12 protein-coding genes and 1 pseudogene are annotated in these 13,468 nt (G+C 70.9%); 6 read left to right on the top strand and 7 right to left on the bottom strand.

Annotated features, from left to right (window positions below; translation table 11 throughout):
- Positions 1 to 328: 328 nt before the first annotated feature.
- A complete protein-coding gene (locus tag BM419_RS27900; RefSeq protein ID WP_091928346.1) occupies positions 329 to 967 on the bottom strand; it encodes an isochorismatase family protein in 639 nt (212 codons plus the stop codon).
- Between the two features lie 124 nt (positions 968 to 1,091).
- Between BM419_RS27900 and BM419_RS27905 the strand changes: the two genes are divergently transcribed.
- The 5 genes from BM419_RS27905 (at position 1,092) to BM419_RS27925 (ending at position 6,529) form a co-directional block, all read left to right on the top strand.
- Complete coding sequence (locus tag BM419_RS27905; protein ID WP_091928347.1) at positions 1,092 to 2,003, top strand: LysR substrate-binding domain-containing protein; 912 nt, start codon at positions 1,092 to 1,094, stop codon at positions 2,001 to 2,003.
- A 186-nt stretch (positions 2,004 to 2,189) separates the two neighbouring features.
- On the top strand, positions 2,190 to 3,068 hold the full coding sequence (locus tag BM419_RS27910; protein ID WP_091928348.1) for a pirin family protein: 879 nt from the start codon (positions 2,190 to 2,192) through the stop codon (positions 3,066 to 3,068).
- A 103-nt stretch (positions 3,069 to 3,171) separates the two neighbouring features.
- Positions 3,172 to 4,116 (top strand): alpha/beta hydrolase, encoded by a 945-nt coding sequence (locus tag BM419_RS27915; RefSeq protein ID WP_091928349.1) that lies wholly within the window; start codon positions 3,172 to 3,174, stop codon positions 4,114 to 4,116.
- 32 nt (positions 4,117 to 4,148) lie between these two features.
- A complete protein-coding gene (locus BM419_RS27920) occupies positions 4,149 to 5,675 on the top strand; it encodes a GMC family oxidoreductase (protein WP_091928357.1) in 1,527 nt (508 codons plus the stop codon).
- Between the two features lie 437 nt (positions 5,676 to 6,112).
- Positions 6,113 to 6,529 carry an ester cyclase gene (locus BM419_RS27925; protein ID WP_091928350.1) on the top strand — a complete coding sequence of 139 codons (417 nt, stop codon included), beginning with the start codon at positions 6,113 to 6,115 and terminating at the stop codon, positions 6,527 to 6,529.
- On the opposite strand, the gene BM419_RS27930 is transcribed toward BM419_RS27925, so the two are convergent.
- The 3 genes from BM419_RS27930 to BM419_RS27940 form a co-directional block, all read right to left on the bottom strand.
- Positions 6,526 to 6,708, bottom strand: coding sequence for a hypothetical protein (locus BM419_RS27930; protein ID WP_020094361.1), 183 nt, complete (start codon positions 6,706 to 6,708; stop codon positions 6,526 to 6,528). The genes BM419_RS27925 and BM419_RS27930 overlap by 4 nt on opposite strands.
- Before the next feature lie 179 nt (positions 6,709 to 6,887).
- Positions 6,888 to 7,616, bottom strand: a complete 729-nt coding sequence (locus BM419_RS27935; RefSeq protein ID WP_091928351.1) for a phosphatase PAP2 family protein — start codon at positions 7,614 to 7,616, stop codon at positions 6,888 to 6,890.
- A gap of 26 nt (positions 7,617 to 7,642) precedes the next feature.
- Complete coding sequence (locus tag BM419_RS27940; RefSeq protein WP_091928352.1) at positions 7,643 to 8,917, bottom strand: MFS transporter; 1,275 nt, start codon at positions 8,915 to 8,917, stop codon at positions 7,643 to 7,645.
- A 270-nt stretch (positions 8,918 to 9,187) separates the two neighbouring features.
- Between BM419_RS27940 and BM419_RS33045 the strand changes: the two are divergent.
- Positions 9,188 to 9,250: pseudogene (locus tag BM419_RS33045) on the top strand (hypothetical protein); the annotation flags it as partial.
- Between the two features lie 144 nt (positions 9,251 to 9,394).
- On the opposite strand, the gene BM419_RS27950 reads toward BM419_RS33045, so the two are convergent.
- The 3 genes from BM419_RS27950 to BM419_RS27960 all read right to left on the bottom strand — a co-directional run.
- On the bottom strand, positions 9,395 to 11,938 hold the full coding sequence (locus BM419_RS27950) for an HWE histidine kinase domain-containing protein (protein WP_091928353.1): 2,544 nt from the start codon (positions 11,936 to 11,938) through the stop codon (positions 9,395 to 9,397).
- Positions 11,939 to 12,122: 184 nt separating this feature from the next.
- Entirely contained in the window at positions 12,123 to 12,362 is a 240-nt protein-coding gene (locus BM419_RS27955) for a CsbD family protein (protein WP_091928354.1), read from the bottom strand.
- Positions 12,363 to 13,159: 797 nt separating this feature from the next.
- Positions 13,160 to 13,468: integrase core domain-containing protein (locus tag BM419_RS27960; RefSeq protein WP_139257146.1), on the bottom strand; the 309-nt coding region annotated here is incomplete at its 5' end.

Consider the following 13,468-nt stretch of genomic DNA (forward strand, 5'->3'; position numbering starts at 1 on the left):
CCAGCAGGATGACGGACTGCATGCCCATGACGGCTCACCTCGTCTGCGCGAGGAGACCGGCTGCGGATGCGGGCGTCAGCATCGGCGCGCAGGCGATGGCGCCGATCACGCTGATGACGATCAGCAGTCGTGCGATGATGGTGGTCATGTCGGTTCCCCCTCGTGGCCGTTCGGGCCTTTGGTTAATGAAGGATTTAAGAGCTCGGCCTTACGCGCGTGTTGCTTCGATTGTTGCGTCGAGCAGGGGCCGGCAGACACCGCTGGCGCGCCCGCTTGCCGACCGCTGTGGGACAGGCGGCGGCCGCAAACTGACACGTGTCGGGAACGGTCAAGCATTCGCTCCGCCGTCCACTCTGCCGAAGGAGGCGGCGACCTGGCCGACCAAGGTCGCCCAGGGCATGTCCAAGGCGGCGTAGACCGGGTCCGCCTCCGGGCGGGCGTTGTCCTTCAGGATCTCGACCATCAGCGTCGCGTAGTCGGACAGGACCACGCCCGCCTGCGCCATACGGAGGAGGCCGGCCTGGCGCTTGGTCTCGCTGAACGTCCCGGAGGCGTCGACAGCCACGTAGGCGTCGAGGCCGCGGGCGACGGCTGTCATGGCCGGGAAAGCCGCGCAGACCTCCAGCGAGATGCCGGCGAAGATCAGCTTCTCGCGGCCCGTGGCCTCGATCGCCCGGGCGACGCGCGCGTCGTCGTAGGCGTTCACCGACGAGCGGTCGATGATCTCGTTTCCGGGCAACGCCGCGACCAACTCGGGGAAGGTCGGACCCCATAGGCTGTCGCGCGCCGTCGTGGTGACCACGATGGGCAGGCCGAGCGCCGTGGCGGCCTTCGCCAGGGCGATCACGTTGTGCTTGAGCTCGCCCGTCGAATAGTCCCGCACGCCCGTCATCAGGCCGACCTGATGGTCGACGAGGACGAGGGCTGCGTTCTCGGCGGTGAGCGGTTCGTAGGCGCGAGCGGTCATCGTATCCTCCTGCTCAAGGCCCGTCGGGGCCCGCGACGAGCAAGAGCTATCGGCTGGACCGACGGCCCAGAAGCCGCAACAATCCGAACCCAGCGTCCATAGGTTTGGACGATAAGGGGGCGGCGTGCTCGACCTGAACGACTTCTTCTACTTCGTGCAGGTCGTCGATCGCGGCGGCTTCACGGCCGCCGGGCGGACGCTGCGCGTGCCGAAATCCACTTTGAGCTACCGCCTCCAGCAACTGGAGGGCGCCCTCGGCGTCCGGCTGTTGAACCGGACCTCGCGCCGGTTCGGCATGACGGATGCGGGGGAGGACTTCTACCGCCACGCGGTCGCGATGCTCAGAGAGGCGGAGCTGGCGGAGACGACGATCCGCCAGCGCCTGACGGAGCCGACCGGCACGGTGCGGTGCACGGCCGGCGTCGCGACCATGCAGTTCGCCCTGGCGGACATCATCGCGGACTTCCTCGTCCGCCACCCGAAGGTGAATGTCGTGGCCCACGGTGCGGACCGCACCGTCGACATCGTCGGCGAGAACTTCGACATCGCCGTGCGGGCCCATACGGATCCGCTGCCGGACTCGAACCTCGTCCAGCGTACCCTGGCGCCGGCGCCCTGGTTCCTGTTCGCGGGATCGGCATACCTCGACGAGAACGGCGCTCCGGACAATCCGGACGCCCTTCGGGACCATCCGTCCCTGTTCATGATGCGGACCGGGGTCGCGCCGGTCTGGCGGCTGCGGCACGCGAGCCGCGCCGGGGACGAGGCGGTACTGCCGTTGAGCCCGAGGCTGATGGGCGATGACATGGTCGGGCTGCAGCAGGCCGCCATCCGCGGCATCGGCGTGGTCGCTCTGCCGAGCTACATCTGTCGTCAGGCCGTCCGCTCGGGTGCCCTGCGGCGCGTTCTGCCCGACTGGGTCGCGGGCGACTCCACCGTGACGGCCCTCATTCCCTACCGCCAAGGCCTGCTGCCGTCCGTGCGGGCCTTCCTCGACCACCTCGCGGCGGAGTTTCCGAAGGCCGTGCTGCTCTAGGCGCGGGCGATCTCGACGGGGTCGGTCGAGGGTGTGCGGGGCCGGGGCCGGTCGCCATCCGCCGCGAGCGCCACCGGATGCCGGATCCCGGCGTCCAAACGATCGGACGATAGGTCCGAAAATGGCTGCCTTCTCGGCCAGCGTCTGTCGCCACACCATCGGCACATCCACGCAGCGAGGCAGGACATGACAGCTCTCGAGACCATCCACGGGGCCGACGCGCTCAGCCCGAGGCTCGGCGAGACCGTTCTCGGAGAGCCCCACCGCATCGGCTCGAACTTCTCCGCGACGCACTTCTCCGAGGAAGCCTTCGACGGGCGCATGGACCCGTTCCTGATGGTCGACCACTTCGTCATGACGGGGCCGACCTTCGAGCCGCACCTCCATGCCGGCATCTCGGCCGTGACCGTCATGTTCGAGGACGCGACCGGCCACTTCCTCAACCGGGACACGCTGGGCCGAGACGTCGCCCTCGAGCCGGGCGACCTCTACTGGCTCGCGGCGGCGTCGGGCGCCGCGCACGAGGAGAGGCCGGCCGAAGGGGCACGGGTCCACGCCCTGCAGGTCTTCGTCAACCTGCCCGCGCGCCTCAAGGCGCAGCCGGCGCGCGCGCTGCACGTTCGCGCGGCCGACATCCCGGTCCTCGAAGGCCGCGGCCATCGCGTCCGCGTCGTCCTGGGGCAGAGCGGCGACGTTGTCGGCGCGGGTGGCACCCCGGAGGAGATGACACTGCTCGACGGCTTCCTACAGCCGGGCGGCGCCTTCGCCCACGCCCTGCCCGAAGGGCGGCAAGCCTGGATCTACGCCGTGTCGGGGCGCGTGTCCGTCCGCTGCCGTGAGGAGGAGCGCCTCCTGCCGGAGGGCGGCGCCCTGGCGGTGGGCGCCGGTTCCGCCGCGGAGATCATCTTCGAAGCCGCCGAGGCTGCGCATGTCGTGCTGATGGCCGGGCGGCCGATCCGCGAGCCCTTCGTCAAGCGCGGTCCGCTGGTGATGTCCACGGTCGCCGACGTCGAGCGCGCGCTCGCCGGCTACGCCCGGGGCGCGTTCGGCCGCATCCCGGCCTGAGATCCGATCGTCCGACACACGAACCCCGCGCGGCGCCGAGCGACGCGCGGACGGCGGAGCCTTGCCCGGCGGCGGTCGGGCCGATGCACCAGCGGGAACTGCGATGCGCGACGACACCTTCGGCCCCGATCCGGCGCCAGGGACGATCACCATTCCGCTCGCCGACGATGAACGGCGGCGCGAGGACGCCCTGCGGGACCTGTTCGCGCGCTTCTGGGGCAACGCGACGGGAGAGCCGCGGGCGGTCTACGACACCTTCATAGCCGGCAGCCCGCGCGCGGACGGCGTCGCGTTCGACCCTGTGGACGAGGCCGGCATCCGCGGCTGGTGGGTGCGCCCCGCGGATGCCGCGCCCGGCCAGGCGATCCTCTTCCTGCACGGCGGCGGCTACGTCCAGGGCACGGCCGCGGCCTATCGCGGCTTCGTCAGCCAGATCGCGAGCCGGGCCGGCGTCGCCGCGCTCGCCATCGACTATCCTCTGGCGCCGGAGGCGACGCTGCCCGCTGCCCCGGAGGCGGCGTTGGCCGCCTGGGATTGGTTGATCGGCCAAGGCTACGACCGGATCGCCGTCGTCGGGGACTCGGCCGGGGGCGGGCTGAGCCTCGTCACTCTGGCGAGCCTCGCCCTGCGCGCGCGCGGCCCTGCGCCGGTGGCCGGCGTCGTCTTCTCGCCCTGGACCGACCTGACGCTGTCCGGCCCCTCCATGAACGATCCTTCGGTGCAGGACCCGCTCATCGGCCGTGCGTACCTGCAGGACTGCGCGCGCAAGTATGCCGGCGCGCGCGATGTCCGCCACCCGCTGGCTTCACCGCTCCTCGGCGACCTGCGCGGATTGCCCCCGCTCCTGATCCAGGTCGGCACCGACGAGCGCCTCATCGACGACGCGACGCGCTACGCCCGGCGCGCCGAACAGGCTGGCGTCGCGGTGTGGCTGGAGGTCTGGGAGGGCCTGCATCACGTCTTTCAGCTCGACGTCGCCCACCTCGACAGCAGCCGCCGGGCCCTCGACCGAGCCGCCGCCTTCCTGCGCCGCGCCTCCGCATCCTGACCATCGCCGCTCTCGAAGAGGACATGTCCGCCATGCCCACCCGCGCCCCCATCCCGGATCAGGCCTTCGACGTCGTCATCGCCGGTGGAGGCTCCGCAGGCGCCGTGCTCGCGCGCCGGCTCAGCGAGAATCCGAACCGGACGGTTCTTCTGCTGGAGGCCGGACCGGCCTACGCGCCGGGGGCGTATCCGGACGTCATCGCGAACGCGAACCGGGTCGGCGGCGACGCGGCGCACGACTGGGGCTACCACACCCAGGACCGCTCCGGCCTCGGCCACGACGTGCGCGCGATCCGCGGCAAGGTGCTCGGCGGCAGCTCCGGCGTGAACGCCGCGGTCGCCATGCGGGCGCGGCCGTCCGATTTCGCCCGCTGGACCGCGCGCGGTCTCGACGGCTGGTCGTGGGACGAGGTGCTCCCGGTCTTCAGGGCACTGGAGAACACGCCGGCCGGCGACGACGCTCGGCGCGGGCGCTCCGGGCCCTTCCCGATCCGCCAGCGCACGATGGAGGAGATCACCCCCTCCATGCGCGCCTTCGTGCTGGCCGCGGAGGCGGCCGGCCTGTCCCGCATCGCCGACTTCAACGGCGCGGAGCAGCACGGCGTCTCGCCCTACCCGCTGAACGTGGTCGAGGGCCGACGCGTCAACACGGGCATGGCCTACCTGACTGAGGAGGTTCGGCGCCGACCGAACCTCGCCATCGTCGGGGGCGCCGAGGTCGACGCCGTGCTGTTCGACGGCCGGCGGGCGCGCGGCCTCCGGCTTCTGGGCGGCGCGACGGTGGAGGCCGGACGGGTGATCCTCTCGGCCGGGGCATTCGGCAGCCCCGCCATCCTGATGCGGTCGGGCATCGGGCCGGCGGCGCACCTGCGCGACCTCGACATTCCCGTGCTGCAGGACGCGCCGGTCGGCGAGCGGCTCAAGGAGCATCCGTTCTACTACAACGTCTACGCGCTCAACCGGGAGGTGCGGGCGATGGACCCGGTCGCGGGCGCGATCATCTGGACGCGGTCGCGTGAGGCCGCTCCGGACGAGTTGGACCTTCACATCTCGGGGACGCACATCTTCGATCCGGCACAGAGCCCGACCGGCGGGGCCATCGTACTGGCCTGCTCGGTCACGCTGCCGAGGTCCGTCGGCTCGGTTCGGCTGGCGAGCCGCGACCCCCGCGCCATGCCGCTCATCCGCTACAACTTCTTCGAGGACCCGGCCGACCTGCGGCGCATGTTGGAAGCGGTGCGCCTGTCGCGGCGCATCGGCCGGACGGCCCCGTTCAGCGACGTGGTCGCGGCGGAGCTGTATCCCGGTCCCGATGTCCGTGACGACGACGCGCTGCGGCGAGCCGTGCTCTCGGCAGTCGACGGCTACGCCCACCCGACCTCCTCCGTCCCGATGGGCGGCCGCGACGACCCGTGGGCAGTGGTCGATGGGAGCGGGGCGGTGCGCGGGGTGGACGGCCTGAGCGTCGTCGATGCCTCGATCATGCCCGACATCGTCTCGGCGCCGACGAATGTGACCACGATCATGCTCGCCGAGGCGATCGGCCGGAGGCTCGGCTAGAGCCGTGCCCGATCGCGTTGCAATCGGGCACGGCTTTAAACCTTTGTCTCGACGCGCTCTCTTACGCCGAACCGGTATCCACTTCGGCGGAGAGCGCTCGAGCGCTCGGCCGAGGGACGGCCGAAGTCGGGACGCCGCCTTCGAGAAGCCGGGCCGCGCGCCTCGGCACGTCCGGCCCACCGCCTCCCCCGGCTTCACACGAGAACGGTCACAGACATGGCGCGCTCGACCTCGAAGCGTCTTGCCCCAACCCGCTCCCGCACGGGAGCGGGGGCATGGCGCGGCTGCCTCGAACGAGGCGCCTTCCTGATCGTCGCGATACGGTCGGAAGCGGCGCCAGCCGCATGACCGTCCGCGCAGACCCTCGCAGAGGGTGCTTGCGCGGACGGCGTCCGCTACAATCGGCGCTTCCGGCAATGGAAAAGGGCGATCCAGGCATGGGCGACATCACGACGGTAGCAAAGGCCTTCTTCGACGCCTGCGAGACCGGCGGAGGCTGGGAGGCGTGCGCGCGCTACTGTGCCCTGCATGCGACTTTCTCCGCCCAGGCCGATGCCCTGGCCGGCGTGACCTCCCTGCGGGACTACACGGAGTGGATGAAGGGGCTCCTGACCTTCATCCCCGACGGTCGGTACGAGGTGCGATCCTTCGCGACGGACGAGGAGCGCCGGAACGTGACGGCCTACGGGGTCTTCCACGGGACCCACACTGGCGAGGGCGGACCCTGCCCGCCCACGGGCAAATCCACGTCGACCGACTACGTGTATGTCATGCAGTTCGAGGGGGACCGCATCATCGGATTGACGAAGATCTGGAACGACGCCCGGGCCGTGAGAGAGCTCGGCTGGGCTTAGCCATCGCAGCGGCGAGCCTCGTCTTCCGCCGAACAGCGTGACGAGGCCGCCCGACAGATGCGCATCGCGCGGACGAGCTTTCTGGCCTGCCGCTTCTCGCAGGTCTCCGTGACGGCACGACCGGCGACCTTGACCATGAAGTGCCCATCAGCGGCCATCTCCTCGGTGACGTGAGACATGCCGGCGGTCTCCTGTCGTTCGGGGCTCGGATGTCGGGCGGCCCATCTCCGGGGCTGGGTCGGGTGCGGCAAGGGCCCGTGCGCGGGTGCCCAGGATTGCCTGGGATCGCAGTCAGACAGGCGGGTTCGCCCCGCAACCCGCCTCCCGCCTTCGTGATCCTGCGTCAGGAGCCTTCGCCTCACCGACCGGAGGCGCCGCCCTGGGCCGCGACTTCAGAAGCCGCCCGGGCGAGATCGCGTTCGAAGCGCGGGTCGTGGACCAGCGCCTCGGCGATGACGGCCGCGGCGATTTTGCCGGCTTCGAGGTCGGACGGGAAATGGGTGCCGGCGATCACGCGGTTCTCCCCGTAGGTCTCGGCGAACGCGAACAGCGCCTGGCGCTTCTCGGGCACGAGGCGCGACAGCACCGTGGCCGCGAGATACCCGAACGTGGCGTGGCCGCTCGGGTAGGACGTGCTGTCGGAGCGATGTCCGAACGTGGCGAGGTCCGGCTTCACCGTGTAGGGCCGCGGCCGCGCGATGACGGCCTTCGCCGCCAGCACGGCGAGTTCCCCGTCCTGGAACACACTCTCGATCAGCGCCGCGGTGTCCGGCATCGTCTCCGCCGTGAAGGCCGGGCCGAGCACACCGGTGAAGCGGTCGAGGGTGCACGGCAGGTTCGCGGTGATGCGCCGCTCGTCGTCGGGCGTGCGGGCGCGGACCGCGGCCTCCACGGCCTGCATGTCCGCCTTGGCCGATTCCGAGCCGGCTTCGGGCGGGGGCGGCAGGACGCGCTGCAGCGCCATCGCCGCCGGGTCGACGTAGGTGCTGTGGAGCGTCGCGGCGGTGACGGGCAGGGCAAGGGAGAGGAGCACGGCCAGCGTCGCGGTGAGCCGCCGGCCACCCCGGCCGGAAATCCGATCTTTCACCACCCCTCCTCAAGCCGTGCCAGGTCTCACCGCTCGCAGCCACGCCGCCGGGCCGCCCCGAGGCTTCTCCGGGGCTTCTCCGGGATTGTCTCGGGCAGCAGCGTCACGAGCACCCCGAGCGCGACCGCCGCGACGGCGGCGCACGCGAGATAGGCGGCATCGAACCCCGCCTGCTGGACCAAGGTTCCGGCGATCACGAACGACAGCGAAGCGCCGGCGCCCTGCACGGTCCCGATCAGGCCGTGGGCGGCGTTGTAGCGGCCGGTTCCTCGGGTGATGTCGGCTATGACCAGCGGCTTCACCGCGCTGAGCAGGCCGGCACCGACGCCGTCGAGGCACTGGACCGCGATCAGCCAGTACGGGTCGCGCCAGACGAGATAGAGCAAGGCGCGCACGGGCAGCGCGGCGAAGCCGATCACGAGCAAGGGCTTGCGGCCCCAGCGCTCGGCCCGGCGGCCGACGATGAGCCCCATCGGCACCATCACTCCCTGCGCGCCGACGATGCAGACGGAGACGATGACGGACGACCAGTCCGGGCGCGCCTGTCCGATCTCCTGGGCGACGAGGGTCAGCAGCGGCGCGTTGGCGAAATGGAAAAGCCCTACGCAGGCCGCGAAGACCATGAGCGGCCGGCAGGTCAGCAGGGTCCGCCACCGGGCCGGGGCTTGCTCCCCCTCGCCGCCGCCGCGGGCCCGGCGCGCGTCGATGGCATCGCGCGGGATGGAGTAGAGTGCCGCGGCCGAGACGATGGCGCAGGCCGGGACCAGGAGGAACACCGCGCGGTCCGGGAACAGCCAGCCGACGAGCCCGATCAGCACGGCGATGGCGACGTTCCCGGTCCGCTCCAGGGCGGCGTTGCGGCCGAAGCGGCGGGCGATCCGGTCGGATGGGAACAGGCCGAGCGTGAGCGTCGCGATGGCCGGGCTCAGCATGCCCCCGACGGCGGCCAGCACGCAGGAGGCCGCGAGCACGGGCCAGAAGTACGGGAAGAGCGCGACGAGGAGCGTGGCCAGCGAGAGCGCGACCAGGGCGCCGAGCAGGATCACGCGCTTGTCGCGCACCGCGTCGATGGCGGTCCCGATGGGCGTCTGCACCACGATGCCGACGATGCCCGACACCGTGCTGACCAGCCCGACCGAGGCATCATTCCAGCCGCGGTGCACGTAGAGGTAGACGTTGAGGTAGGGCTTGATCGCCCCGTTCACGTCGATGAGCAGGAGGTTGAGGAGGTCCAGGGACCTGGAGACGGATGGCCGTCGCGAAGCGGGCGGCCGCTCCCCCTCGCCGATGTCCTGCTCCATGCGGTCCGCTCCCCCTTTCAGCCAACCTAGAGCGGCGCGGTACCGAACCGAGGTGACCCCGCCCCGAATGAGCGTGACCGCCGGTAGAGGCGCTCCGGCCCGGCGACCGCGGCGCCGACCCACCCGAAGCCCGCGACCGTCCCGGCCTGCCGGGTCTCGAATGCCGCCCGCGACCTGTCGGGCCCGGCGCCGTGACCCGCGCACCGCCGTCGTTCACCCCGCCTTCGGGCCAGCGGCACCACCGCCTTCGACGCGTGGCGCGACGGCGAGATCCGCCGCATCGAGGCACCGCGTCGCGATCGTGAAACCCGTCTCCGTGAGTCCGAGGGCTTCCTCGGCAAGCTGAGGCGCGCCGAGGACCGCGCGACCTCCGCGCGTTTCGTGGCGGAACATCCCACCGGGCCAGGCGCCGCGCCCGACATCGCCCCGACCACCGGCAACCCCGATCACCGACCCGCCAAGCACCGGCTCTCGGGCTCAAGCCGGGAGGGCGCGCAGGAGGTCCTCCGCCCCGTAGGGCTTCTTCACCACAGGCACGGCGGCGAGGTCTTCCGGAATGCGGAAGCCGTCGCCGTAGCCGGTAGCGAACGCGTAGGGGATGCCCAGTTCGAACAGCCTGCGCGCGACGGCGATGCTGGTCTCGGAGCCCAGGTTGACGTCGAGCAGGGCCCGGGCCGGCGGCGCCGTGTCGATCAGGCGGAGCGCCTCGCGCGTCGACGACGCCATGTCCACGTTCGTGGCGCCGAGCGACGTGAGCAACTCCTCGGCCTCCAGGGCGATGATCATGTTGTCCTCGACGACCAGCACGGACCCCGCGAGACCGCGCAGCGCCTCGGCGTGAACCGCCCTGACAGCCTTCGGCGCGGCGCGTGAGGCGTTCTGGACGAAGGCCGGGGGGATGGTGAAGCGCGCCTCGACGCCCGCCAGTTCGTAGCGCACCTCCGCCTCGCCCTTGAGCTCGTACGGGATCGACCGCTCGATGATGGTCGTGCCGAAGCCGCGCCGGGTGGGCGCCCGCACGGCCGGGCCGCCGGTCTCGCGCCATCGGATCACCAAGTGGTCGAGGGCGTCCCGCTCCCAGCGCAGGTCGACCCGCCCGAGGCTGTCGCAGAGCGCGCCGTACTTGGCCGAGTTCGTCATCATCTCGTGGACGACCAGGGCGACGGTCGAGAACGCCTGCGGCTCCAGCAGGACGTCGGCGCCGTCGAGCACGACCCGGCCGGCCTTGGGTCCGAGGTAGGCGCCGGCCTCCAGCATGACGAGGTCGCGCAGGGATCCCGGTCCCCAGTTGCTCGAGGTGATCTGGTCGTGCGCCCGGGCGAGCGCCTGGATGCGGTCGCCGACCGTGTTCGCGAAGGCGCTGTCCGCCCCGTCCGCCGGCCGGCTCTGGGTCACCACCCCGCGGATCAGGTTCAGGATGTTGCGGACCCGGTGGTTGAGCTCGGCGATGAGGAGTTCCTGACGCTCCTGCGCGACCTTGCGCTCCTTCTCGGCGGAGTCGGTGAGGCGCAGGATCACCTCGAGCAGGGTGATGCGCAGGGCCTCGGCGGTCCGCATCTCGACCTCGGCCCAGGGGAGCGAGCGCCCGTGCACGGTCTCGCGCCACGCCTCGAAGCTCTTGCGCGGGGTCAGGCGGACGCCGTTCGGCCCCGGGGTCGCGGGCTTCACCGGGTTGCCCGCCCAGGTCACGGTCCGCGAGACCTCGCGCCGGAAGTAGACCAGAAAATCCCGGGGCGTGCGCGACACCGGGATGGCGAGCATGCCGGCCGCCCGCTCGGTGAAGTCGCGGCCCGGTTCGTGGACGCGCCCGATCTCGTCGGTCGCGTAGGCCTTGCTCGCGGCCGTGCGGTTGAGGAAGCGCACCAGGCCGGCGAACTCCTCCGCGGTCGGGGTCGAGCCCTGGAGCGTGATCTCGCCGTTCACCCACAGGCCGATGCCGTCGCAGGGCAGGATCGCCGCCAGGTCGTCGAGGAAGTCGGAGAGGCTTTCCAGGTTGGTGCCGCCGGTGGCCAGCGCGCCCAGCAGGCGGTTGTGCAACTCGCGCGAACGGACCTCGCGCTCGGCGTCGGCCTGCCGCTCGCGGGCCTCCAGCAGCCAGGAGAACATCTGGCCGAACAGCTCGGCGCCGGTCCGGCGCTCGAGGGAGATGTGGCGCGGCTCGGTGTGGTGGCAGGCGAACAGGCCCCACAGGCGACCGTCGCGCAGGATGGACACGGACAGCGAGGCCGCCACGCCCATGTTGCGCAGGTATTCGAGGTGGATCGGCGAGACCGTCCGCAGGGTCGACAGCGACAGGTCGAGGGGCTGGCCGGCCGGATCGCGCGGGGGCAGCACGGCGGCGCCGGTGTCGTCGACGTCGGCGATGATGCGCAGCCAGTTGCGCGCGTAGAGGGCGCGGGCCTGTTTGGGGATGTCGGAGGCCGGGTAGTGCAGCCCCAGGTAGGGGGCGAGGCCGGACCGGGCCGCCTCGGCGATGACCTCCCCCGAATGGTCCGCGGCGAAGCGGTAGACCATAACCCGGTCGAACCCGGTCAGCGCCCGCATCTGGCGGGCGGCCTCGCGGCAGAGGGGGTCGAACCCCACGGTCTGCTGGAGACGGGTGACCATGCTGCGCACGAGGTTGCCGGCGCTGAGGTGTTCGGTGGCGCTCGGCTCGGCCTCGATGACGATGGTGTCCCCGGACCGGTGGAGGGCCACGTCGAACGGCTCGCCGCCCGGCACGAGCCGGAGGCCGAAGACCCGGTCGACGGCGTCCGGCCCGCGCAGGGTCTGCAGGTGCCCGCGCAGGGTGTGGATGGCCTCGCGGTCGAGGACGGCATCGAGGGGCAGGCCGAGAAGCGCCGCCGCACCCTGGCCGAGCCAGGTCGCGATGTTGTCCGAGGCGCGGGTGACGATCCAGTCCGGGGAGACCCCGATGAGGAAGCCGAACCCCTGCACCGCGCCGAGGATGTGGATGGGCTCGCGGTCGCAGGACGAGAGGTCGATCTCCGGCGTCGGTTGCGACGCGTTCAACTGGTCCATGGGCCCACGATGCTGCGCGCAGGCAAGGGTCCGGCTGCGGTTCGGATATTGTCTTCGCAGATCAACGCGGCACGGCGCGCGGGCGTTGCAGGACCGGCCTATGCCAGGATCCACGATCCTTTCCTTCGACGCGTTGCCGTGACCTCGGGATGCCCGGAGCGTGGAACCGCCCCGGGCGGCCGGATCAAACTTTGCCGGTGAGCTTGTCGGCCACGTGCTTGGCGCCGTCCTTGACGTTCCCGGTGGTCTTCTGGGCTTCGCCCTTCAGTTCCTGCGCCATGCCCTCGGCCTTCAGCTTGTCGTTGTCAGTCGCGCTGCCGATGCCCTGCTTCACGTTGCCGACGGCCTCGTTGGCCAGGCCCTTGATCGTGTCGGTGGTGCTGCTCCTGGTGGTTCTCCTTCGCGACCAGGCCTTCGCGACCAGGCCTTCGCGACCAGGGCGGCCACGGAGATCGGGAACGGCTCCCGCCCGGGCGCCGTTCCGCGCGGCTGGTCACGGTCACGGGAGGGTCCTGACGCGTGCCCAGCGGGTGCACGGATCGACGCGACGGCCAAGTCTCGACTGCCCGGTGGGGAAGGGCGCTCCGCGCGAGCGGGATCCGCTAGGGATGTGCCTTCGCCCTCGTGCGCGCACTCCTGTTCAGTGCGGCTCCTTCGGACGCGACCACGCCCATGTCAGCCGGTGCCGAAGCCGGCGTACCCGCCTGGACGCCACCCGGACGGAGCAATCCGACGCGCATGCCGGGTGACATCATCCCGCCTCCGGATCGCAGGCAGCACGACGGCACCGGCGCGGCGTGGTTCTCGGAGTCGGTACCTACGCTGACGATCTGGCGACCCGGGCAGTCAGGTCTCGCAGAGAATGCTGCCGAAGCAGGATGCGACGGTTCGGTCGATCACATTTCTTCGGACGGAGCTCTTCGCAAGCGAGCCAGGAAGCAGTCGTTCCTCCGCTCAAGCTCGAATCACACGCCGTCGTGAAGATCGGGCGCGCCGAGTGGGCATTCCTTCGGCCGTTGGCCGAGCCAGTTTCCGAGGGAAGAAATCAAAACTCGACGTGCGGAAAATCGCTGTCACTCCAGCGACTTAGATCGTGTTGAGCGGTGCTGGCGGAGACGGAGGGATGAGCCGACAGCGGCCAATTCCTCTTCTACGCCAACGATCTCGCTTCCCGCTGTTGGCGGTAGTGATCGGCCCCCACGAGGTGGTCCAAGGTCAAAGTTAGTGCAGTGTCGGTCGCTGGACCACGGCGAGCTTGGCCGGTGCAGCCGGCCAAGCGGCTATAGCTGGCACGAACACCTCTGGCGCGGGCGGCCGGTAGCCCAATGCGCCATGCGGCCGAACCGTATTGTAGTGCCGTCGCCAGCCCTCGATCATGATCTGCGCCTCCTTGAGCGTGTAAAAAATCTCGCCATTCAGCAGCTCGTTGCGTATCTGTGCGTTGAAGCTCTCGACATATCCGTTCTCCCACGGCGAGCCAGGGCTGATGTAGGCCGTCCTTACGCCAACGGCCGCAATCCAGGACTGGAC

It is taken from the genome of Methylobacterium sp. yr668 (assembly GCF_900116245.1).
Classification (GTDB): Bacteria; Pseudomonadota; Alphaproteobacteria; order Rhizobiales; family Beijerinckiaceae; genus Methylobacterium.

Coding starts and splice junctions, on each gene's coding strand:
- BM419_RS27940 (WP_091928352.1), bottom strand. CDS start 8,917: ATGGAGCAGGACATCGGCGAGGGGGAGCGGCCGCCCGCTTCGCGACGG.
- BM419_RS27925 (WP_091928350.1), top strand. CDS start 6,113: ATGGGCGACATCACGACGGTAGCAAAGGCCTTCTTCGACGCCTGCGAG.
- BM419_RS27910 (WP_091928348.1), top strand. CDS start 2,190: ATGACAGCTCTCGAGACCATCCACGGGGCCGACGCGCTCAGCCCGAGG.
- BM419_RS27920 (WP_091928357.1), top strand. CDS start 4,149: ATGCCCACCCGCGCCCCCATCCCGGATCAGGCCTTCGACGTCGTCATC.
- BM419_RS27930 (WP_020094361.1), bottom strand. CDS start 6,708: ATGTCTCACGTCACCGAGGAGATGGCCGCTGATGGGCACTTCATGGTC.
- BM419_RS27900 (WP_091928346.1), bottom strand. CDS start 967: ATGACCGCTCGCGCCTACGAACCGCTCACCGCCGAGAACGCAGCCCTC.
- BM419_RS27950 (WP_091928353.1), bottom strand. CDS start 11,938: ATGGACCAGTTGAACGCGTCGCAACCGACGCCGGAGATCGACCTCTCG.
- BM419_RS27915 (WP_091928349.1), top strand. CDS start 3,172: ATGCGCGACGACACCTTCGGCCCCGATCCGGCGCCAGGGACGATCACC.